Annotated in this window: 18 protein-coding genes and 1 pseudogene; 13 read left to right on the top strand and 6 right to left on the bottom strand. The window is 69.1% G+C overall.

Features of this window, described 5'->3' with window-relative positions; translation table 11 throughout:
• Nucleotides 1–104 precede the first annotated feature (104 nt).
• The 4 genes from H1D24_RS14480 to H1D24_RS14495 form a co-directional block, all read right to left on the bottom strand.
• Nucleotides 105–428: a DUF6221 family protein gene (locus tag H1D24_RS14480; protein WP_181657939.1), complete on the bottom strand. Its 324-nt coding sequence runs from the start codon at nt 426–428 to the stop codon at nt 105–107.
• Entirely contained in the window at nt 412–594 is a 183-nt protein-coding gene (locus H1D24_RS14485) for a hypothetical protein (RefSeq protein WP_181658052.1), read from the bottom strand. The genes H1D24_RS14480 and H1D24_RS14485 overlap by 17 nt, the downstream gene beginning before the upstream one ends.
• A gap of 313 nt (nt 595–907) precedes the next feature.
• Nucleotides 908–1,777 carry a helix-turn-helix domain-containing protein gene (locus H1D24_RS14490; protein WP_181657940.1) on the bottom strand — a complete coding sequence of 290 codons (870 nt, stop codon included), beginning with the start codon at nt 1,775–1,777 and terminating at the stop codon, nt 908–910.
• Nucleotides 1,774–2,658: a helix-turn-helix domain-containing protein gene (locus H1D24_RS14495; protein WP_181657941.1), complete on the bottom strand. Its 885-nt coding sequence runs from the start codon at nt 2,656–2,658 to the stop codon at nt 1,774–1,776. Before H1D24_RS14495 ends, H1D24_RS14490 begins: the two co-directional genes overlap by 4 nt.
• A 172-nt stretch (nt 2,659–2,830) precedes the next feature.
• Here H1D24_RS14495 and H1D24_RS14500 point away from each other — a divergent pair, with 172 nt between their 5' ends.
• The 8 genes and pseudogenes from H1D24_RS14500 to H1D24_RS14535 all read left to right on the top strand — a co-directional run.
• Nucleotides 2,831–3,847 carry a zinc-dependent alcohol dehydrogenase family protein gene (locus H1D24_RS14500; protein ID WP_181657942.1) on the top strand — a complete coding sequence of 339 codons (1,017 nt, stop codon included), beginning with the start codon at nt 2,831–2,833 and terminating at the stop codon, nt 3,845–3,847.
• A 76-nt stretch (nt 3,848–3,923) separates the two neighbouring features.
• Nucleotides 3,924–4,589: an SDR family NAD(P)-dependent oxidoreductase gene (locus H1D24_RS14505; RefSeq protein WP_181657943.1), complete on the top strand. Its 666-nt coding sequence runs from the start codon at nt 3,924–3,926 to the stop codon at nt 4,587–4,589.
• A 208-nt stretch (nt 4,590–4,797) separates the two neighbouring features.
• Nucleotides 4,798–5,148 (top strand): cyclophilin-like fold protein, encoded by a 351-nt coding sequence (locus H1D24_RS43560; protein WP_309484308.1) that lies wholly within the window; start codon nt 4,798–4,800, stop codon nt 5,146–5,148.
• A gap of 187 nt (nt 5,149–5,335) precedes the next feature.
• The gene (locus H1D24_RS14515) at nt 5,336–6,592 is read left to right on the top strand and encodes an MFS transporter (protein ID WP_181657945.1); all 1,257 of its coding nucleotides are present in this window, start codon (nt 5,336–5,338) and stop codon (nt 6,590–6,592) included.
• Nucleotides 6,593–6,714: 122 nt separating this feature from the next.
• The gene (locus tag H1D24_RS14520) at nt 6,715–7,482 is read left to right on the top strand and encodes a glucose 1-dehydrogenase (protein ID WP_181657946.1); all 768 of its coding nucleotides are present in this window, start codon (nt 6,715–6,717) and stop codon (nt 7,480–7,482) included.
• A 35-nt stretch (nt 7,483–7,517) separates the two neighbouring features.
• Nucleotides 7,518–7,946, top strand: coding sequence for a (R)-mandelonitrile lyase (locus H1D24_RS14525; protein WP_181657947.1), 429 nt, complete (start codon nt 7,518–7,520; stop codon nt 7,944–7,946).
• Between the two features lie 101 nt (nt 7,947–8,047).
• Nucleotides 8,048–10,135, top strand: a complete 2,088-nt coding sequence (locus H1D24_RS14530; RefSeq protein ID WP_374064239.1) for an alpha-galactosidase — start codon at nt 8,048–8,050, stop codon at nt 10,133–10,135.
• 274 nt (nt 10,136–10,409) lie between these two features.
• A pseudogene (locus tag H1D24_RS14535) lies at nt 10,410–11,040 on the top strand (GTP 3',8-cyclase MoaA); the annotation flags it as partial.
• Between the two features lie 159 nt (nt 11,041–11,199).
• Here H1D24_RS14535 and H1D24_RS14540 read toward each other — a convergent pair.
• Together H1D24_RS14540 and H1D24_RS14545 are read right to left on the bottom strand one after the other, a co-directional pair.
• Nucleotides 11,200–14,850: a discoidin domain-containing protein gene (locus H1D24_RS14540; RefSeq protein ID WP_220136715.1), complete on the bottom strand. Its 3,651-nt coding sequence runs from the start codon at nt 14,848–14,850 to the stop codon at nt 11,200–11,202.
• A gap of 231 nt (nt 14,851–15,081) precedes the next feature.
• The gene (locus H1D24_RS14545; RefSeq protein ID WP_258564061.1) at nt 15,082–16,347 is read right to left on the bottom strand and encodes an ROK family transcriptional regulator; all 1,266 of its coding nucleotides are present in this window, start codon (nt 16,345–16,347) and stop codon (nt 15,082–15,084) included.
• Between the two features lie 125 nt (nt 16,348–16,472).
• Between H1D24_RS14545 and H1D24_RS14550 the strand changes: the two genes are divergently transcribed.
• Genes H1D24_RS14550 through H1D24_RS14570 form a run of 5 tightly spaced genes read left to right on the top strand, consistent with a single transcriptional unit; the run spans nt 16,473 to nt 22,582 of the window.
• Entirely contained in the window at nt 16,473–17,828 is a 1,356-nt protein-coding gene (locus H1D24_RS14550; RefSeq protein ID WP_181657950.1) for a GH1 family beta-glucosidase, read from the top strand.
• Between the two features lie 13 nt (nt 17,829–17,841).
• Complete coding sequence (locus H1D24_RS14555) at nt 17,842–19,095, top strand: sugar ABC transporter substrate-binding protein (RefSeq protein ID WP_181657951.1); 1,254 nt, start codon at nt 17,842–17,844, stop codon at nt 19,093–19,095.
• Between the two features lie 23 nt (nt 19,096–19,118).
• Nucleotides 19,119–20,123: a carbohydrate ABC transporter permease gene (locus H1D24_RS14560; protein ID WP_181657952.1), complete on the top strand. Its 1,005-nt coding sequence runs from the start codon at nt 19,119–19,121 to the stop codon at nt 20,121–20,123.
• 11 nt (nt 20,124–20,134) lie between these two features.
• A complete protein-coding gene (locus H1D24_RS14565; RefSeq protein WP_181657953.1) occupies nt 20,135–20,968 on the top strand; it encodes a carbohydrate ABC transporter permease in 834 nt (277 codons plus the stop codon).
• A 24-nt stretch (nt 20,969–20,992) separates the two neighbouring features.
• Nucleotides 20,993–22,582, top strand: coding sequence for a cellulase family glycosylhydrolase (locus tag H1D24_RS14570; RefSeq protein ID WP_181657954.1), 1,590 nt, complete (start codon nt 20,993–20,995; stop codon nt 22,580–22,582).
• Nucleotides 22,583–22,648: the final 66 nt, after the last annotated feature.

Here is a 22,648-nt window from a genome sequence, read left to right on the forward strand (position 1 = left end):
ACTTCGGATGGCGGTGGGCGGCTTGAGAGCCCGTGCATGTCGGTGATCTGTGCCGGAGCCGAGAGTTGAAGTCGCTCAGCTCTGCGGATGTGCCGGGGTGCTGGTCAGGGATACCAGTTGTCCCGCCAGCCGGGATGCAGCTCGAAGGGCAGTGCGAGCGCCTTCATGGTCTGGAACGCGAGGATCGAGTCCAGGGGCCAGCACAGGCCCTCGTCCTGCTCGCGCTTCATCCGCTGCACGCAACGCCGGAAGATCTGACGGTGGATGGCGATCCGGTCGAGAATCCGGGCCGGGCAGGGACAGCCGTAGCTGACGCGCCTCGTCTCATGCGAGGCCGGGCAGTCGAGCTTCTGGAAGAGCACGGCGTCGCGTTCCTCCTCGTCCCACCGAACGTGGAGGAACGACGCCAGATCAGTGACGGTGTCCATGGTTCAATCCGGTGGCGCGTTCGGACTGGGCTTTGGTCTGGGCCAGGTGGTACGAGTTGGTGCCGGTCTCGATGATGTTGCAGCCGAAGCTCTTGCGCGGCTCGGGCCAATGCGAGTTCGGCGCCCTGCGGATCGTGTGCCACGCCACCCCGTACTTGCGCTCCAAGGCGCATCAACAAGCCAGCACGATGGTCACGGCGGATCGCCGCGTACAACTCGACCTTGGTCGTCGACATGCGCATCCGGGCCCTCCGCGAGAGAGGCACCGCCGATCCTCCCGCCACAAGGCCCCAACTGCCGTCAAAGACTGGGAGACAACACCCCTCAGAACGCCCAACCACCTCCCGCCCCAAAACAAACGCTTCCCCAGCTAACGTAGATAGTTACGCGCGCGAGCCGCAGGTCACGCGCGCGGACCCAGGGAGCGCTCGGTACGGCCCGGCAGGGTCACCGTTCCGTCGGTCTGGGCGCGTCACCGGTCAGCGGAGGGGAGAAGAGGGCGCCACGTTCTGGTCGGCGGCCCAGGAGGCGAGGATACGCAGCCGCTCGTGGGTGGGAGAGCCGGGGGCGGCTGTCCAGACGGTCAGGTGCTGGTCGGGATCGGTGTTGGCGGTGAGCGTGTCCCAGTCCAGGACGAGTTCGCCGACGACCGGATGGTTGAGGGTCTTGGTGCCCACGGTGCGGGCCGCGACCCGGTGATCGCCCCACCACTGGGCGAACTGCTGGTCGCGCGTGGACAGTTCACCGACCAGCTCGATCAGTCGGGGATCCTCGGGATACTTCGCCGCCTCCATCCGCACCTGCGCCACAGCGGTCTGCGCCGAGCCCTCCCAGTCGGCGTACAGGCTGCGCATCGCCGGATCGGTGAAGATGAGCCGCGGGTAATTGCGGTGCTTCTCCGGAATCCGGGAGAAGTCGGTGACCAGGGCTGCCGCCAGCGCGTTCCACGCCAGGATGTCACCGCGCCGCCCCTGCACGATGGCCGGGGTGGCGGTGAGATCGTCCAGCACCCGCTGCAGCTGCGGCTGGACCTTCTGCCTGCCGTGGCGCCGGGTGCGGGTGGTGGTCTTGCCCGCGAGCTGGAAGAGATAGCCTCGCTCGTCGTCGTCCAGGTGGAGGACGCGAGCGATGGTGTCCAGCACGGGAGCCGACGCCTGCATACGGCCCTGCTCAAGACGCGTGTAGTAGTCCGTGCTGATCGAGGCGAGCTGAGCGACCTCCTCACGGCGCAGCCCGGCCACCCGGCGGGGCCCGCCGGTCTCCGGCAGCCCGACCGTGCGGGGGCTCAGTTCGGAGCGGCGCTTCTTGAGGAACTCGCCGAGCTCATTGAGAGGAACGTTGCTGGTCATGCTTCCCATCCTGACGAGGCCGGCAGGTTCTGGTCGGCGGCCCAGGAGGCGAGGATGCGCAGCTTGTCGTGCGCGGGGGATCCCGGGGCGGCGGTCCAGACCGTCATGTACTGGTCGGGGTCGGTGTTGGCGGTGAGGGTGTCGCAGTCGAGGGTGACCTCTCCGACGACCGGATGGATCAGGGTCTTGGTGCCCACGGTGCGGGCGGCGACGCGGTGGTCTCCCCACCACTGGGCGAACTGCTGGTCGCGCATGGACAGTTCACCGACCAGCGCGATCAGACGGGGATCCTCGGGATACTTCGCCGCTTCCATCCGCAGCTGCGCCACCGTCACCTGCGCAGCCGTCTCCCAGTCGGCGCACAGGCCGCGCATCACCGGATCGGTGAAGATGAGCCGCGGGTAATTGCGGTGCTTCTCCGGAATCCGGGAGAAGTCGGTGACCAAGGCTGCCGCCAGCGCATTCCACGCCAAAATGTCACCGCGCCGCCCCTGGACCATGGCAGGAACGGAGGTGAGGTCCTCCAGCACCCGCCGCAATTGCGGCTGGACCTTCTGCACGCCACGGCGCCGCGTGCGCACGGTGGTTTTGCCCGCGAGCTGGAAGAGATAGCCCCGCTCGTCGTCGTCGAGACGGAGAACACGGGCAATGATGTCCAGCACCGGGGCGGACGCCTGCATACGACCCTGCTCAAGACGTGTGTAGTAGTCCGTGCTAATGGAGGCAAGTTGGGCGACCTCCTCGCGGCGCAGTCCCTCGACCCGGCGCGGCCGGGTGGTCGACGGAAGTCCGACCGTGCGCGGGCTCAGCTGTGAGCGGCGCTTCTTGAGGAACTCTCCCAGTTCATTCAGGATGACATTGCTGGCCATGCTTCCCAGCATTACATCGATCGCACCCGGGGAAGGGGGGAGAATTTCCTCCCTGGATGTTCCGCTCCCCCGATAAATTCCTCCGCTTTTCACGCCCGCCCTCGCGTGTGAGGCTCGATTTCGAGCAGCCATTCCTGCCTTTGGCTGCGGCTCACCACCCTCGTACCGAAGGAAGCACCCCATCATGCGCGGAGCAGTCATTCACGCCCCCGGTGACGTGCGCTTCGAGACCCTGGACGACCCGAAGATCAGCCGTCCGACCGACGCGATCATCCGCACGGTCGCCACCTGCGTGTGCGGCTCGGACCTGTGGCCCTATCGCGGCGCGGAGCCGGTGGCCGAGCCCCATCCCATGGGGCACGAGTACGTCGGCATCGTCGAGGAGGTCGGCAGCGAGGTCACCCACGTCAAGCCGGGCCAGTTCGTGGTCGGGTCGTTCGCCACCTCGGACAACACCTGCGCGAACTCTCTGAACGGCTGGCAGTCCTCCTGCCTGCACCGCGAGTTCATGAGCACCTGCCAGGCCGACTACGTGCGCATCCCCAATGCCCACGGCACCCTCGTCGCCACCGACGAGCACCCGGGCGGCGAGTTCGTGCCCAGCCTGCTCGCGGTCTCCGATGTGATGGGCACCGGCTGGTACGCCGCCCTCGCCGCCGAGGTGAAGCCCGGCTCCACCGCGGTGGTGGTCGGCGACGGAGCGGTCGGTTTGTGCGGTGTCATCGCGGCCAAGGAACTGGGCGCGGAGCGGATCATCACCATGAGCCGCCACGCCTCCCGCCAGAAGCTGGCCCTGGAATTCGGCGCCACTGACATCATCAGCGAACGCGGCGACGAAGGCATCGCCCGCGTCAAGGACCTCACCGGCGGCATCGGCGCGGACTCCGTGCTGGAGTGCGTCGGCACCGCCGAGTCCATGCGGCAGGCCCTGCACTCCGCCCGCCCCGGCGGCAACGTGGGCTTCGTCGGCGTCCCGCACGACGTTTCGGTCGAGGGCCAGGAGCTGTTCTTCTCCCAGGTCGGCCTGCGCGGCGGCCCCGCCCCCGTGCGCCGCTACCTACCCGACCTGATCGACCGGGTCCTGTCCGGCCGGATCAACCCGGGCAAGGTCTTCGACCTCACCCTGCCCCTGGACCAGGTCGCCGAGGGCTACAAGGCGATGGACGAGCGCCGCGCCATCAAGGCCCTCCTGAAGCCCTGACCGCACACCGTCCCGCCGCCGGGGCCGGCATGCAAAGCCCGGACCCGGCGCTGCCCCTCGCCACCAAGGACTCACCGTGACCACTTTCGCTCTCATCGGTGCCGGACCCGGCCTCGGGCTCGCCACCGCCCGCCGTTTCGGAGCCGCCGGCCACTCCGTCGCCCTCATCGCCCGCAACACGGAGAAGCTGGCCAGCCTGACGGCCGAACTGGCTGGCGACGGCATCGAGGCCCGCGGCTTCGCCGCCGACGTCCTCGACATCGAGTCCCTCGACGCAGCCCTCTACGGGTCCGCGAGGGCCCTGGGGCCCATCGAGATCCTCCAGTACAGCCCGGTGCCCCGGGCCGACTTCATGAAGCCGGTCCTGGACACCAGTGCCGACGACCTCGACGCGCCGCTCGCGTTCTCTGTCAAGCGCCCCGTCACCGCGGTGAACGCCGTCCTGCCCGGCATGCGGGAGCTCGGTCGCGGCACGCTGCTGTTCGTCAACGGCTCCAGCGCCGTACGCCCCAACCCGAACGTGGCCGGCACCTCCATCGCCTTCGCCGCCGAAAGCGCCTACGCCCGCATGCTCCACGACACCCTCGCCCCGGCGAACATCCATGTCGCTCAGCTGATCGTTCCCGGCGCCATCCGGCCCGACGCCGAACACAGCAGCCCCGACGCCCTGGCCCGGCGCCTGTACGACATCCACCGCGAGCGTGAGGGCTTCCGCCACTACTCCGAGCCCCTTCCCGACTGAGACCCGGAGCACTGCCATGAACTTTGCCGCCCGCCGCGCCCTGGTCTGCGCCCTCCCGGCAGCCGCTCTCCTACTGGCCGTCACCGCCTGTACCAGCGACTCATCAGAAGCCACGCCGGCCTCCGCGTCCTCCTCCCCGGCATCGTCGGGGCGGCAGGAGACATCGACATCCGCCGCATCCAGTGCATCGGCCGACAGGAACACCGCCATGGCCATCCGAGTCACCATCGACGGCCGGCCCGTCGACGGCACTTTGAACGACAGCCCTGCCGCCCGCGACTTCGCCGAGCTGCTCCCGCTCACCCTGGATCTGGAGGACTTCCACCAGACGGAGCGGATCGCGGACCTGCCGCGCAGGCTGACCACCTCGGACGCTCCGGACCCCGCCGTGCCCCGGGTCGGCGACCTGGCCTACTACGCACCCTGGGGCAACATGGCCCTCTACTACCGCGACGGCGACTCCGCCTCCGCCGACCTGATCGTCCTCGGCCACGTCGACGAGCGCGACACCGAACGTCTCGCCGACGCGGGACACATCACCATCGAAGCCGCCCCCTGACCCGGCCGGCAGCCACCACAAGCATCCGGTCGGCGCCCCAGGGGGAAACGTCCTCCCCTTTGCGTCCCCCTTCGGCCGCGGAACCGTGAAAGAGGTGACCGCCGTCCGCTCCGGCGGCCTCCCCGTCACCCACCCTGGCCTGCCCGTATTCCGCTTCCTCCCTTCCGCTCAAGGAGAGACCACACGTATGCCTTCCACATCCGGGACCACCTCCGGCAAGCTCCCCTTCGTCGTCTGGGTGCTGGCCGCAGGTACGTTCCTGATGGGCACCACTGAGTTCGTCGCCGCCGGGCTGCTGCCCGAATTGTCCACCGACCTCGGAGTCAGCGTCTCCCGGGCCGGGCTGTTGATCACCGCCTTCGCCATCGGCATGATCATCGGTGCGCCGACCATGGCCATGGCCACCCTGCGCCTGCCCCAGCGCCAGACGCTGATCCTGGCCCTGTCCGTCTTCAGTCTCGGTCACGTGGTGGCGGCCCTCAGCACCTCCTTCACCGTCGTCCTCGCCGCCCGGGTCGTCACCGCGCTGGCCACCGGAGCGTTCTGGTCCGTCGGTTTCGTCGTCGCCACCGCCGCCTCGGGCCCGGCGAGGGCCACCCGCGCGACCGGCGTCATGATCGGTGGGCTGACCCTTGCCAACGTCGTCGGCGTGCCCATCGGGTCTTTCGCCGGTCAGTTCGTCGGCTGGCGCGGCCCGTTCTGGGCCCTTGCCGCTCTCTCCGCGCTCGCCGCCGTCTTCATCGGCCGCTTTATTCCGACCCAGGAGCAGCGGACGACCGTCTCGCTGCGCGCCGAGTTCGGCGCGCTGCGCCAGGGCCGGCTGTGGCTGGCGCTGAGCGCCGCCATGCTGATCATGGGCGGTGTCCTGGCGAGCTACAGCTACGTCACCCCGCTGCTGACCGACCGCGCCGGGATCCCGGCGGGCGCCGTCCCGCTCGTCCTCATCGCCTTCGGCGTCGGTGCCCTGGGCGGCACCACCACCGGTGGCCGTCTGGGTGAGCGCTGGCCGATGGCCACCACCATCACCGCCGCCGCAGCCACCGCCCTCGTTCTGCTCCTGATGATCCCGCTGTCCACCAACGCGGCCACGGCCACCGTCCTCGTCTTCCTCATGGGCCTGACCGGATTCACGGTGAACCCCGTCGTCACCTCGCTCGCCATGCGTTTCGCCGGCGACGCCCCCACCCTCACGTCCGCGCTGACCACCTCCGCCTTCAACGTCGGCGTGGCCGGCGGGTCCTGGATCGCGGGTACGGCCCTGGACTCCTCCCTCGGCGTGACCGGGCCGCCCCTGGTCGGCACGGTCATCGCCGTACTCACCCTGCTCCCGCTCATCGCCCTCGCCGTCCGCGGCACCTCCGGCAGGAGCCGAATCGTGGCTCAGCGCACTGCCCCGGCCCACGCGCTGGGTGACGAGCCGGCACAGACGCCGTCGCGTCGCTGACCGCAGCCCTGGCCGCCGTACACGGCGGACGTGGCCCAGCGCAGAGGGCAAGCGAGCACCCCCGCCATGAACTGAACGGGGAACCCCAAACCACAGAACAACCCACGATGGGAGAGCACGACGTGAACCCCACCTATGACTTCACCGGCCAGGTCGCCCTCGTCACGGGGGCCGGCGCCGGCATGGGCCTGGCGACCGCCCGCGCCTTCGCCGAGGCCGGGGCCGCCGTCGCCCTCACCGACATCGACGAAGCCGCCCTCAACGCCGCCGTGAAGGACCTCACCGACGCAGGCCACCGGGTCCTCGCCCTCACCTGCGACGTCAGCGACGAGGACCAGGTCGCCGCCGCGGTCGACCGCACCGTGGAGACCTTCGGCCGCCTGGACATGGCCTACAACAACGCCGGCATCCAGATCCCGCCCAGCGACGCCGCCGAGGAACCCGCCGCACGCTTCGACCGCGTCAACGCCATCAACCTCCGTGGCGTCTGGGCCTGCATGAAGCACGAGCTGCGGCACATGCGCGACCGGGGCAGCGGAGCCATCGTCAACTGCTCCTCGCTCGGCGGCCTGGTGGGCCTCCCCGGGCGCGCCTCCTACCACGCCTCCAAGCACGGCGTCATCGGCCTGACCACCAGCGCCGCCCTCGAATACGCCCCGCGCGGCATCCGCATCAACGCCGTCTGTCCCGGCACCATCGACACCCCCATGGTCAGCGGCATGATCGCCAAGGGTGAGCTCGACCGCGCGGACGCCGAAGCCAACCAGCCCATCAACCGTCTCGGAACCGCCGAGGAGATCGCCCAGGCTGTCCTGTGGCTGTGCAGCCCCGGGGCTGGCTTCGTCATCGGAGTCGCCCTCCCCGTCGACGGCGGCTACGTCGCCCGATAACAACCGTCAACGTCCGCAAGAGATGTGAGGGAACCATGGAATTCGTCCAGCAGCAGCCCACCAGCAAGGCCCCGGCGGACTGGTTCACCGGTGACGTGTGGTGGGACGTCATCTTCGCCGGCCAGGAGCCGTCCCGAATGCGCGCCAACCTGGTCCGCTTCTCCCCGGGCGCGCGCACCAACTGGCACTCCCATGTGCTGGGCCAGACCCTGCACGTCTTCTCCGGCGTCGCCCTGATCGGCACCCGGGACGGCACGATCTTCGAGGCCCACCCCGGCGAGACCGTCGACTGCCCGCCAGGCGAGGAGCACTGGCACGGCGCGGCCCCCGACCGGTTCATGGAGCACCTCGCCCTGTGGGAGGCCAAGGGCGACGGCAGCACCGAAACCACCTGGGCCGAGCCGGTCACCGACCAGCAATACAACAGCCCGCGCACCCGCGAACTGCCGCAGACCACCTCCTGATCCCGAGCCCGACACGCCGAAGGACGATCCGTGCCATGAAGAGCCCCACCAATGCCCCAACCGAAAGACTCATCCATCTCCGGTCAGCAGGCGTGAGCTTGGTGCTGGACCTGCGGGGCAACGGCTTGCCCACCGTGCTCCACTGGGGCGCCGATCTCGGCGACCTCACCCAGGAGGAGCTGTCGCAGCTGGCCGAGGCCGTCACCATGCCGAACATGCCGGGGTTCGACGATGTCGTACCACGTGTCGCGTTGCTGCCCGAGCACGGCACCGGATGGCCGGGCCAGCCCGGTCTGACCGGGCACCGGCAGGGTGCGGACTGGTCACCCCTGTTCGCCCTCGACTCGGTCGAGACCGACGGCCTCTCGGTACGGATCCGGGCCGCCGACAACACCGCCCGGCTCGGTCTCGTCCTGGAAGCCGGGCTCACCCCGTCTGGGCTGGTGCGGATGCGTGCGGCCGTACGCAACGACGACACGGTGTGGCCGTACACGCTCGACGGGTTGATGCTCGCGCTGCCGGTACCCGACGCTGCCACCGAACTGCTCGACCTCACCGGCCGCTGGTGCCGTGAACGCGCCCCGCAACGCCATCCGTTCAACGCCGGCACCTGGCTGCGCGAGACCCGCAGCGGGCGCACCGGCCCCGACGCCGCCCTGGTCCTGGCGGCCGGCACGCCGGGCTTCGGCTTCGGCAGCGGCGAGGTGTGGGGGCTGCACATCGCCTGGAGCGGCAACCACCGGATCCTGGCCGAACGGTTGCCCACCGGCCGCCCGGTCGTCGCCGCCGGCGAACTGCTGCTTCCGGGCGAAGTGATCCTCGGCCCCGGCGAGCAGTACACCGGCCCGTGGCTCTACGGCTCCCACAGCGACCAGGGCCTCGACGGACTGTCCGCCCGCTTCCACGACCACCTCCGTGCCCGCCCCGGACATCCGCACCGGCCCCGCCCGGTGGTGCTCAACACCTGGGAAGCCGTCTACTTCGACCACGACCTCGACACGCTCACCCACCTCGCCGACCTCGGCGCCGAGGTCGGCGTGGAACGCTTCGTCCTGGACGACGGCTGGTTCCGCCACCGCCGCGACGACCGGGCCGGACTCGGAGACTGGTACGTCGACGAGACCGTCTGGCCAGGCGGCCTCCACCCCCTCATCGACCATGTCCGCGCGCTCGGGATGGAGTTCGGCCTGTGGGTCGAACCGGAAATGGTCAACCCCGACTCCGACCTGGCCCGCGCCCACCCCGAATGGATCCTGGCCACCGGTGGCCGCACCCCCGCCGACCGCCGCCACCAGCAGGTCCTGGACCTCACCCACCCCGAGGCGTACGCCCACATCCTGGAGCGGCTCGACGCCCTGCTGACCGAGTACGACATCGCCTACCTCAAGTGGGACCACAACCGCGAACTGGTCGACGCCGGCCACTCGCCCGACGGTGAACCCGCCGTCCACGCCCAGACCCTCGCCGTCTACGCGCTGCTCGACGAACTGCGCGCCCGCCACCCGCGCCTGGAGATCGAATCCTGCTCCAGCGGTGGCGGACGCGTCGACCTCGCCATCCTCGAACGCACCGACCGCGTCTGGGCGAGCGACTGCAACGACGCCCTGGAACGCCAGTCCATCAACCGCTGGACCGGTCTCCTCCTGCCGCCCGAACTGATCGGCTCCCACATCGGCGCCGCCCGCTCCCACACCACCAGCCGCACCCACGACCTCGCCTTCCGGGCCGGCACCGCGCTCTTCGGTCACCTCGGCATCGAATGGGACCTGACCCGCGCGAGCGAGAGCGAACGCGCCGAACTCGCCCGATGGGTCTCCCTCCACAAGCAGCTCCGCGGCCTGCTGCACACCGGCCGCGTCGTCCGCGTCGACCACCCCGACCCGGCCCTGTGGGCCCACGGCGTCATCTCCCACAATCGGACCGAAGCCGTCTTCGCCCTCGCCGCCGTGGCCACCCCGGTCGCCGCCCACCCCGGCACGCTACGGCTGCCCGGCCTCGACCCGAACACCACCTACCACCTGCGCCCGCTGGCCCCGGCCGACCAGGTCCCCGGCATGGAACGCGGAACCCCCGCCTGGTGCACCAAGGACGGCATCACCCTGCCCGGCAACGTCCTGGAACGCGTCGGCATTCAGATCCCCAACCTCCATCCCGAACAACTCATCCTGCTCCACCTCACGCGCCGCTGAGCCTCCACCATCTGGCTCGAGGCCGACGGACTGCCCGCCGCTGCTGAGCATGTCAATCGGAATCGCGCCCAGTGGCCGAGGTGCGACTTAAATCGCACCACAGGAAGCTCCGTCACCCTCACCTTGCTCAGACCCCCGCTGGGCCCGGTCTGCACGCCCGGAGTGTCAGAAAGCGTCCTCCAGCACCCTGGCGCATGCGGACCGCACTCGCTGCCCTCCCTCCCACACACCGCTGTCATGGACCCAAGGATCCTGAACACTTCAACTTGACAGGGAAACCCTGCGCTCGGACGTCTTCAAAGCCCTCACCCGCCGGGACCGCCACGAGGACGTCCTGGAGGGCCTTCAGGCCGCCCGCGAGGCCGGCCTGAACCCCGTCAAGGTGAATGCGGTCCTGATGCCCGGCCTCACGACGACGAGGCTCCCGACCTCCTGGCCTGGGCGGTGGAGCAGGGCTACGAGCTGCGCTTCATCGAGCAGATGCCTCTGGACGCCCAGCACGGCTGGAAGCGTGAGGGCATGGTCACGGCCGGCGACATCCTCGCCTCTCTCCGCACCCGCTTCGATCTGACGCCCGAGCCCGCGGGCAAGCGCGGTGCGGCCCCGGCGGAACGCTGGCTGGTCGACGGCGGCCCGCACCGCGTCGGTGTCATCGCCTCGGTCACCCGCCCGTTCTGCGCCGCCTGCGACCGCACGCGCCTCACGGCCGACGGCCAGATCCGCACCTGTCTCTTCGCCAAGGAGGAGACAGACCTCCGATCGGCCCTCCGTTCGGATCGGACACCCCCGACGAGGACATTGCCCGCATCTGGCGCCTGGCGCTGCGGGGCAAGAAGGCGGGCTCGGGGCTGGACGATCCGACGTTCCGGCAGCCGGAACGACCTATGTCGGCCATCGGCGGTTGAACGAGTGCGCGACGGGCGGCGAGTGCGGCGGTGTCGCGACGCACCGTCGTGAGGGGCAAGAGGTCCGCTCGTGGTCCTCGGCCGAACCCGCTTCTGTCCGATCGGGGCCGGTCGGACAGAAGCGGGAAGGTCGGAGAGGACCGTCGTGGGCCGGTGGGGCTATTCGAAGACGCGCAGTTCCGCGATCGACCACCAGGAGCCGGCTGCCTTGGTGAGGGTCACCCTGATGTACCGGGCCTGGGTGATGGGGAAGTTGACTGTGGTGACGGCGTTGGTGCCTTCGCCGTTGGCGATGGTGCGCCAGGTGGTGTTGTCGTCGGACACCTCCACGGTGAAGCCTCGGGGATAGTCGTTGGTGCTCGTCCCGGAGTCGAGGACGAGGTGGTTGAACCACTGCCGGGAGCCGATGTCGGCCTTGAACCACTGGCCGGCGGCCTGCGGGGCGCCGATGCTCCAGCGGGTGCCGGAGTCGCTGTCGAGCGCGTTGCCTGCTGCTCCGCCCGGCTCGGTGGCGGATGCGGTCGCGGTCCAGCCGGTGCGGCTGCGTTCCAGTTCTCCGTAGAGGTTGAGTTCGTGGATGGACCACCAGCTCGTGGAGGAGCCCGTGAGTGCGATCTTGAGGTGCCGTGCGGTCTGGACCGGGAACTGCGCCAGTACGGCGGCGCCGGTGCCGTTGCCGGTGGCGGCTGTGGTCCAGTTGGCGCCGTCGGTGGAGACCTCGATCCGGTAGGTGCGCGGGTAGTCGCCGGTGGAGGTGTGGGCGTCGAGCAGCAGCCGGTTGAAGGTCCGGGTCGTGCCGAGGTCGATCTGGTAGGACTGGCCGGTGGCCTGCCCGGTGCCGGTGCTCCAGCGGGTGGTGGTGTTGCCGTCCAGGGCGTTCGCCGGTGAGCTGCCGGACTCGGTCACCGAGGCGTTGGCCGTCCAGGCGGCCCGGCTGAGTGCGGGTTCGGAGTAGATGTGGAGTTCGGCGATCGACCACCACTCGTGGGCGCTGCCGGTCTGAGTGATGCGAACGTAGCGTGCATACTGCGGCGCGAAGGGGATCGCCTGCTTCCAGCCCCAGCCCTGGCCGGTCTTCACCGTGGTCCAGGTGCTGCCGTCGCCGGAGACCTGGATGCGGTAGCCGCGGGGGTAGTCCCACTGGTCCCCGCTCCTGGTCTCGAAGGAAATCTGGTCGAAGACTTGTCTGCTGCCCATGTCGACCTGGAACCACTGGCCGTCCGCCTGCGAAACGCCGGTGCTCCACCGGGTGCCGGTGTTCCAGTCCAGGGCGTTCGCAGGTGAGCTGCCGGATTCGGTGGCCGAGGCGCTGGCGGTCCAGCCGGTCTGGTCCAACGGCACGGTGGCCATCCAGGGCTCACCGCCCGTGAACTTCGAGACGGTTTCGATGAAGCTGGTGTTGGGCTGGAAGTTTCCGGTGCCGAACTGTCCGATCTTCGCCGAGGCGGTGGCCGAGGTGTCGTTGTTGATGACGGGTACCGGGCTGGGGTTGCTGTTGTAGAAGCCCCAGTAGCCGCCCGCGCCGTTGTAGTGGTCGCCGCGGACCTTGTAGTTCCAGTTGGTCCAGGAGACGTTCAGGGCGTTGAGGCCGGACATGAACTTCGACCAGACGTCGTCGAAGTGGTAGAGCGAGTATTCGCCGTACAGGACGGGGACGTTCCAGTTCGGGTCTTTCTGCTTAGCGGCGACGTCGGCGAGCTGGGTTTCCACGAGGTTGTTCTGGGCGTTCCAGTCCTTGCCGCCGGCGAAGTCGTACGGGTGCAGTTCGTAGGCGACGTTGGTCCAGCCGTGGGTGGCGGGCGGTGTGATGTTGTTCCAGCCGAAGAAGGCGGCGATGTAGATGGTGTGGTCGGGGTCGATGGCGCGGACGGCGTCGTAGAGCCGGTCGTAGTACTGGCTCTTCTGGTTGACGTCGTCGGCGTCCTCGCCATAGTCGAGCAGTGGTTCGTTGATGAGGTCGTATCCGGCGACGGCGGGGTTGCCCTTGTACCGGGTGGCCATCTGCTGCCAGATGTCGACGGCCCAGTCCTGGTAGGTGGTGTTGGTCCAGAAGCCGTTGAGGTTGGGGCCGATGCGTCCGCAACTGCCCCAGGGGCAGCCGCCACCGGGCACGGTGTGCAGGTCCAGCAGGACGTAGATGTCGCGCTGGGCGGCCTGCGCGATCAGCCAGTCGATCTTCGTCCAGGCGTTGCTCTTCCAGGTGCCGTCGAGGTTCAGCAGCTCGGTCCAGCCGATGGGCAGCCGGATGAGGTTCATGCCCATCGTCTTGATGTTGTCGAGGTCGGCGGCGGTGATCCAGGTGTCCTGGTGGGTCGTGATCAGGTTCTCGGCCGTGGTGGCGCCGAAGCGCTTCTGGTAGGCGAGGTTCATCGAGTAGTCGTCGTTGTTGAGGTAGACGTTGACCTCACCGACCGACCACCAGTTGGCCGACGTGCCTGTCTGAGTGATCTTGACGTATCTCCCGCGGGCGGCCGCGAAGTTGATGGCAGTCGCCTTGCGGCTGCCGGTTCCGGCGGCGACCTGGGTCCATGTACTGCCGTCGCTCGAGACCTGGACGGTGTAGCCGCGCGGGTAGTCGTTCTCCTCCGTGGAGTTCTTCGCGGTGTCCAGGACGATCTGGTTGAAGGTGTGCGTCGCGCCCATGTCGACCTGGAGCCACTGCCCGCCGGTCTGCGGCGCTCCGGTGCTCCACCGCGTGCCCGCATCCCCGTCCTTGACCTTGGCCGGCGTGCCGCCGGACTCGGTGGCGGATGCTGTGACGGTCCACCCGGTGCGGTCGAACTCCGCGCCGGAGTAGATGCCGAGTTCCGCGATGGACCACCAGTTGCTGGTGCTGCCCGTCTGCTTGACACGCAGGTAGCGCGCCGAGGTGCTGTTGAACAGCTCGACGACGGTGGTCCGGGAGCTGCCGCTGCCACTGGCGGCCTTGGTCCAGTTGGTGCCGTCGTGCGAGTTGAGGATTTCGTAACCGCGGGGGTAGTCGCCGGCTGAGGCGGGCCCGGCGTCGATCAGAATCTTGTTGACCGTCTTGGTGCCACCGAAGTCGACGGTGAACCACTGGTCGGGAACCTGGGCGGTGCCGCTGGTCCAGCGGGTGTTGACGTCGCCGTCGAGCGCGGCGGACGCCGGATGGCCCGCCTCGGACGACGAGGCGGAGGCGCTGAACCCGCCGTTGTGCAGCACCGGGTCGGAGAAGAGGTTGAACTCCGCGACGGACCACCAGCCGGCGGAGCTGCCGGTCTGCACGACCCTGACGTAGCGGGCGACCTGGGCGCTGAAGGCCGCCGAGGTGTTCTGCTGCGAGCCGTTGCCGCTCGCGACGTTCTTCCAGGTGGAGGCGTCGTCGGACACCTCGATCCGATAGCCGCGTGGGTAGTCGCCGCTGAAGCCGGCCGCGTTGACGTACGCGCGGTTGAACAGCGTCGGTGTGCCGAGGTCGAACTGGAGCCACTGGCCGTTCGCCTGGCTCGCTCCGGTGTTCCAGCGGCTGGTGTTGTCGCCGTCGAGCGCGCTGTCCGCCGTCGCGTTGTTGTGCGAGGCGGTCGGGGTCCAGCCGGTGCGGTCGAGGGCGAACTCACCGAGAGGTGACATCCAGTCCTCGAAGGTCAGCCAGCCGCCGAGGTTCGTGCCGCGCAGCGTCACGATCTCCCCGGTGCCCGAGTTGCGCTTGAGATACTTGCCGTCGGCCTTGAGGAAATCGCTCGCTCCGATGGCGGCCCGGGCCTGTGGCGCGGGCAGTGCGGTGATGACCGCTGCCTGTCCGATGAGGGCGAGGACGAGGGCGAGCAGCAGAGTTCTGACTCGTTGCACGTGCGCCTCCAGCTCGTGGGTTGTTGCCCTGTGCCGGGACGGCGCCCGTTCTGCCCGGCGGTGGGGACCGCTCCGACTCCCCGGGGGCATGCCTCGGAGCCGCGCATGCGGTGGGAAGCGGGATCGAGAGATCAGGGGCGGTCGGCATCCGGCGCTGCCGCGCGCCGGGAACGGCCCCTGGTTACCGGAGCATGAAGTCGTGTGACGGTATGTGTCAAGGGGGTTGCGTGATTACGGGCGGAGCGCGGCGCGTTGCTGCGTCGCGCCCACGGCGCCGGTGGCCAGGAGCTCGTCCACCGGCAGGGTCGCCGCGCCCATCGCCACCGCGTCCACACCGAGTTGCGCCACGGTGATGTCCGTCCGCTCGAACGGCTGGCGCAGTGCGTACCGCGCCGCCGCGTCACGGATGGCGGGCAGGTGTGACCGCCCGAGCAGGAGGCCGACCCAGCCGCCGAGGACGATGATCTCGGGGTTGAACAGGTTCACCAGGTTGGCAACCCCGGCGCCCACGTACTCCACGGTCTCGGCGAGCACCGCCGCGGCGGCCTCGTCGTCCGGATCGTGTACGACGAGCTGTGCGACCGCGGCCTCGGGCGCGACCCCCTCCAGTGGCGGACGGCCGGTGAGGCCCGTGTACCGGGCGAGGAGCGCGTCCGCGCCGACGTACGCCTCCAGGCAGCCGGATCCTCCGCAGCGGCACGGCCTGCCGCCGACCTGGAGGACGGTGTGCCCCCACTCGCCGGCGCTGCTGGTGCTGCCGCGGTAGATGGATCCCCCGGTGACGACGCATGCTCCGACCCCGGTGCCCAGCAGCGCGATGACCGCGGCGCTGCGGCCGCGGCCTGCCCCGAACCACATCTCCGCCTGGCCGAGCGTCTTCGCACCGTTCTCGATCAGCAGCGGCTGGTCGATCCGCTCCCGGAGCAGGGTCTCCAGCGGCACCGACTGCCAGCCCGGAGCGTGGCCGTGCACCAGCACCTCGTCGTCGTGTTCCACCAGGCCGGGTACGCCGACGCCCACACCGAGGACGTGGCCGGGCGGGACACCCGCTTCGTCGATCACGGACCGCACCGTGGCAGCCACGGTGTCGGCCAGTTCCTCGACCGCCGTCGCATGCGCCAGCGGGTGGTCGGCAGCGGCTCGTTGCTCCATCGACAGGTCGAACAGCTCGGTACGGATGCGCGTTTCCCCGACGTCGACTCCGACGACGTAGCCGTAGTCCGCGTCGATGCGGAGTACCTGCCGTGGGCGGCCGCCGTCGGAATCCACGGTGCCCGCATCGACGATGAGCCCCTCGTTCTGGAGCTCACCGATCACATTGCTGACCGTGGCCTGGCTCAGACCGGAGGCCCCGGTCAGCTCGGGCCGGGTCAGCCGGCCTTCCAGGAACAATGGGCGCAGCAACGCCGACCTGTTGCGTCGCCGCAGGTCACGGACCGTGCTGACCTTCGCCATCGAGTCCCTTCCCGTTTTCCCGCCGGACATCATCTCAGCCATCCCCCTTGACAGTCCTCGACCGCGACCCTTCAATCACACCTTAAATAAAGCTTATCAACAAGCAGGGCCGCCGGGCGTGCCGCCGCCTGGCGGGCCGTGCCACGGCAGCGAAAGACGAGGGGTTCATGCCTGATCTGTCCGCACTTCCCCCGGACTTCCTCTGGGGTGTGGCGACCTCCGCCTACCAGATCGAAGGGGCTGTCGATGCCGACGGCCGGCTTCCCTCGATCTGGGACACCTTCTGCGCCCGGCCGGGTGCGATCGAGAACGGGGACACCGGGGATGTCGCGTGCGACTCCTATCGGCGCCGGCCGGAGGACCTGGCGCTGCTGAAGGAGCTCGGAGCTGGCTCATACCGCTTCTCCGTCGCCTGGCCGCGCGTCGTCCCCACCGGTTCGGGCCCGGTCAACCGGGCGGGCATCGCCCACTACGACCGGCTGGTCGACGACCTGCTGGCCGCCGGCATACGTCCCTTCGTCACCCTCTACCACTGGGATCTGCCGCAGGCGCTGCAGGAGAAGGGGGGATGGCCGCACCGGGACACCGCCCGGCACTTCGCCGACTACGCCGCCGTCGTCGCCGAGGCCCTGGGAGACCGCGTCACCGACTGGGTCACGCTCAACGAACCGCTGTGCTCGGCCTGGATCGGCCACCTCGAGGGCACGATGGCCCCCGGCATCACCGATCTCGGCCAGGCGGTGCGGGCCTCCTACCATCTGCTGCTCGCCCACGGCCTCGGTGTGCAGGCGATACGGGCCCACGCGAGCGCCGCCCCCTCCATCGGCCTCGTCACCAACCTCAGCCCCTGCGAACCGGCCACCGACCGCCCGCAGGACGTCCTCGCCGCGCAGCACGCCGACGGGCACATCAACCGCTGGTGGCTGGACCCGGTGCACGGCCGGGGCTTCCCCGCCGACATGCGCGAGCTGTACGGAACCGAGCTGCCCGAGCACCCCGGTGACCTGGATGTCATCGCCTCCCCGACGGACTTCCTCGGCCTCAACTACTACTTCCGCATGGTGGTCGAGGCCGACACCGGGGTGCCGGGCTTCCGTCAGCTGGCGGTACCCGGCGCGACCACCACCGACATGGGCTGGGAGGTCCACCCGGGGGGCCTCACCGACCTGCTGCTTCGCCTCACCAAGGACTACGGCGTCCAGCGCCTGTACGTGACCGAGAACGGCTCCGCCTGGCCCGACCGCCCCGGCCCCGGCGCGACCGTGGACGACGCCGAGCGAACCGCCTTCCTCGAGGACCACCTCCGGGCCTGCGCCCACGCGGTGGCCCAAGGCGCCCCGCTCCAGGGCTACTTCGCCTGGTCTCTGATGGACAACTTCGAATGGGCCTACGGCTACCGCCCCCGCTTCGGCCTCGCCCACGTCGACTACCCCACCCAGACCAGAACCCTCAAGCGCAGCGGACGCCGGTACGCCGAGCTCATCGCCGCCCACACCACCGGCCGCCCGGCCACTCGTTCGTGAAGGAGTCGGACTCATGAGAAGAACCCGCACAGCGGCCACCACCACGGCCCTGGCATCACTGCTGCTCGCCACCGCGTGCGGAGGCGGCTCCGGGACCGCCGGTTCGGACGGTGACACACTCGAGGTCTGGGTGATGTCGTCCCAGACGGGCAACGAGGGACCCACCTTCGAGCAGCTGGTGGCCGACTTCGAAAGTGTCAACCCGGGCACAAAGATCGAGGTCCAGCCCATCCCGTGGGAGAACGCCAAGGACAAGATCGCCACCGCCGTCGCGTCCGGTGACGGTCCCGATGTGGTGCAGGTCGGGCTGTCCCTGCTGCCCGAACTCGTCGACTCCGGCGCCCTCATGGACCTGAGCGACGAGATCGGCTCCCATCCCGAGCTGGCGGCCGACCGCTTCGTCGAAGGTGCCCGCCCCACCATGCAAACCGACGGCAAGACCTACAGCGTCCCGTGGGTCACCGACACCAGGGCCCTGTTCTACCGCACCGACCTGCTGGCCGAGGCCGGCTACGAGCAACCCCCGCAGACCTGGGCCGAGTTGAAGGACGCCGCCACCAAGCTCAAGGCGCGAGGCGGCAAGAACTTCGGTATCAGCCTCAATGTCGGCGACCAGTTCCTGCCCCTGATGTTCACCTGGCAGGCCGGTGGCGACGTCCACCGCGACGACACGGTGGACTTCGGCGTGCCGGAGTTCAAGGAGGCCGTCGCATACGAGAACTCGTTCTTCACCGCAGGACTCACCCCGAAGGCCGGCCCCTGGAAGTACGACGAGGTCCAGGGCTTCAAGACCGGCGTCACCCCGATGTTCGTCTCCGGCCCGTGGATGACCAAGGCGATCCAGGAACAGGCACCTGAGATCAACGGCAAGTGGGCCCTGTCCCTGATGCCCGGCGACACCACCCGCACGGCGTTCCTCGGTGGCTCCAGCCTCGGTGTGTTCTCAAAGTCCAAGAACTCCGAGGGAGCACTGAAACTGCTGGCGTACCTGTCGCAGAAGGACACCCAGCTCGCCTGGTACAAGGCCTCCAACGCCCTGCCCGCCGTGTCCGAAGCCCTCGCCGACCCGGCCCTCACCTCCGACCCGAACACCAAGGTCTTCACGGAACAGCTGAAGCAGGCGAAGATCGCCCCGCCCATCAAGCAGTGGGACGCCGTCGCCCAGGAGATGACCCGCGCGGTCGAGCAGATCACCATCGGAGGCGCCGACATCGACAAGACCCTCGCCTCACTCGACACCAAGGTCTCCGGCCTCACCAGCCGGTGACACCAGTCCGCCAGGAGCAGTCCATGTCGATCGACATCGGCGGCCGCAAGCTCACCCCCACCGGTGAGCAACCCCCGGTGGCGCAGTCCGCCCTGTCCCAGGTGACGCCCGCGCCCGGGACAGGGCGCCTACGCGCCGCAGCACGCGCCGTCCGCCGCGGCTACCACCCGTACGCCTTCATCGCCCCGTCCACTCTGCTGCTGATCGCCTTCGGTATCGTCCCGATCGCACTGGCCCTGTTCGTCAGCTTCACCGATCTGGATCTCAAGGGATTGGGCGACCACTCACAGGTCCGCTTCGTCGGACTGGAGAACTACACGCGGCTGTTCGACGACCCGCTCTTCCACCGGTCGGTGCTCAATACGGTGATCTTCGTGGGCCTCGGCGTGCCCGGCGTCCTCGTGGTGTCCCTGACGGTGGCGCTGCTGCTCAACACCGCCACCACGCGGCTCTTCCGCTGGCTGCGCGCCCTGTTCTTCCTGCCGTCGATCACCAACATCGTCGCGATCGCGGTGGTCTGGGGCTACCTCTACCAGACCGACTACGGTCTGCTGAACCAGCTGCTGTCCGTGCTCCACATCGACGCCGTGCCCTGGCTGGACGACCCCGAGACCTCACGCTTCTCGCTCGCGCTGATGGCGATCTGGCGCGGCAGCGGACTCAACGTCATGATCTTCCTCGCCGCCCTGCAGGCCATCCCCACCGAGTACTACGAGGCCGCCGCACTCGACGGAGCCGGCCGGTGGCACCGGCTGCGGTACATCACCCTGCCCATGCTGCGCTTCGCGATCTTCTTCGTCGTCGTCACGACGCTCATCGCCTGGCTGCAGTTCTTCGAGGAGCCGTTCGTCCTCACCAACGGCGGCCCGCTGGACGCCACCACATCGGTGTCCCTGTTCATCTACAAGACCGGCTTCAACCACTTCGAGTACGGCTACGCCTCGGCGGGCTCCTTCGTGCTCTTCCTGATCATCATCGTCGTGACGGCGATCCAGTTCCGCTCCCGTCGCGCCGAGCTGGACGCCTGAAGGGGCCGGCCATGACACGTCCTGCCACCCGCTCCCGGCGCAACGAGCGTCGCGCCACCGCCCTCGTCCTGCTGATCGGCGGGCTACTGTTCGCCGCCCCGTTCCTGTGGTCGCTCTCCAGCAGCTTCAAACCCCGCGACGAGGTCCTCGACGTCCCGCCCAGTCTCATCCCCGACAACGCCACGTGGGCCAACTTCGCCCGGCTCGTCACCGAGCTGGAGTTCGGCCGCTACCTCGGCAACACCCTGGTGGTGGTGGCCCTGTCCTTCGCGGGGCTGCTGTTCAACGCGATGGCCGGCTACGGCTTCGCCAAGTTCCGCTTCCGTGGGCGCAACACGCTTTTCTTCACCGTGCTCGCCACCATGATGATCCCGGTGCAGGTGGCGATGATCCCGACCTACCTGCTGCTCAACGAGGCGGGACTCACCAACACCCGGCTCGGGATCGCCCTGCCCACCCTGGTATCGGCGTTCGGGGTGTTCCTGTTCCGCCAGTTCATGACGACCGTCCCCGACTCGCTGCTGGAAGCCGCGCGGCTCGACGGCGCCAGTGAGGCCCGCATCTTCTTCCGCATCGTGCTCCCGCTATGCGGGCCGATCCTCGCCGTGCAGGGCACACTCACCTTCATCGCCGCCTGGAACACCTTCCTGTGGCCGCTGATCATCGCCAACGACCAGAACCTCTACACCCTGTCGGTGGGCCTGAGCCTGCTGCGGGGCCAGAACTCCAGCGACTACGGGCTGCAGATGGCAGGAGCGGTCTTCATGGTCGCTCCTGTGCTCGTCGTCTTCATCGCCTTCCAGCGCTACGTCGTCCAGGGCTTCACCACCTCCGGGCTCAAGTAGCCCGCCCTTTCAGGAGATCGATCCATGACACTGTCCCTGCTTCGCCGCGAGGGCCGGCAGATCGTCGACGCCGTCGGGCAGCCGGTGCTGCTGCGCGGCGTCGGCCTCGGCAACTGGCTGTTGCCCGAGGGCTACATGTGGCACTTCGGCGACGACGCGGCTAGTCCCTGGCAGATCGAGGCGCTCATCACGGACCTCATCGGTCAGAAATCCGCCCAGGAGTTCTGGCGCCGCTTCCGTGACACCTACATCACCGACCAGGACATCGCCGCCATCGCCGCCTACGGCTACAACTCCGTCCGGCTACCGATCAACTGGCGCATCGTCATGACGGAAGGCGGCGAGTGGATCGAGGACGGCTTCGACCTGATCGCCCGCACAGTGGAGGCCTGCCGCCGCCATGACCTCTACGTCGTCCTCGACCTGCACGGCGCCCCCGGTGGCCAGACCGGTACCAACATCGACGACTCCGCCGGCTGGCCCGACCTGTTCACCGACCCCCGCAACCGGCAACTCACCATCCGCCTCTGGCAGGAACTCGCCCGCCGCTACCGCCACGACCCCGTCATCGCCGGATACGACCTGCTCAACGAACCGCTTCCGGGCGACCACCGGGACCGCTACCGCGACCAGCTCGTACGCCTCTACCAGGACCTGATCAGCGCCGTCCGCGCCGTCGACCCCGACCACCTGATCATCCTGGAGGGCATGCACTGGTCCAACGACTGGAGCATCTTCACCGAACTGTGGGACGACCAGGTCGTCCTGCAGTTCCACAAGTACTGGAACGCACCCGACACCGACAGTATCCGCCCCTACCTCGACACCCGCGAACGCCTCGATGTCCCCATCTGGCTCGGCGAGAGCGGCGAGAACCACCTCGCCTGGTTCCAGGGCACCTTCGGGATGTGCGACGACCTCGGCATCGGCTGGAACTTCTGGCAGTGGAAGAAGCTCGGCACCCGCGTCTCCCCGGTCTCCATCCGAGTCCCCGACGACTGGCACCTCATCCAGGCCGCTGCCGCAGGCGGCGACCGCCCGGACGCCGAGACTGTGGCCAAGATCCTCGACCAGTACCTCGACAACATCGCCCTCGACGCCTGCGAACAGCACCAGGACGTCGTCCACGCCATGATGCGCCGCGCCCCGCTGCGGCTGTACGCCGCCCACTTCCCGGTCGGCGGGGACGGCATCTCCTGGTCCGCGACCCGCCTCGACACAGGGCTGCGCAGCTTCCGCGAGAGCGAAGGCGTCACCCTCGCCTTCGCAGACCCTGAGCACACCGGCGAGGTGTCCTTCCCGGCCACGGGAGACCCGTACCCCCGTCCGGCGGACGCGCTCGAGGTACGGCTCGCGGCGGGGGAGTGGGTCACCTACCGCTTCGACGTGCGCGCCGAGACCGACCTCACCGCCACCCTCCTCGGCGCGACCTCCCCCGACACCCGTCTGCGACTCTCCCTCGACGGCACCGACCTCCCTGCGGACCCGTCCGCCCTCGGCCACGCCGCCACCGCCCTCGGGCGGGTCGGTGTCGGCCCGCACACCCTCACCGTCACGGTCGACAACGGCTGGGCGCGTCTCAGCGCGATAGACGTGGGCACAAGACAGACCTGACATGCCACTGCGGTGGGCACTCGGCGGCGGTGGAGCTGCCGGTACGGGACGTGCCGCAGGCGAGTA

The sequence above is a fragment of the Streptomyces himalayensis subsp. himalayensis genome (assembly GCF_013778455.1).
Lineage (GTDB): Bacteria > Actinomycetota > Actinomycetes > Streptomycetales > Streptomycetaceae > Streptomyces > Streptomyces himalayensis.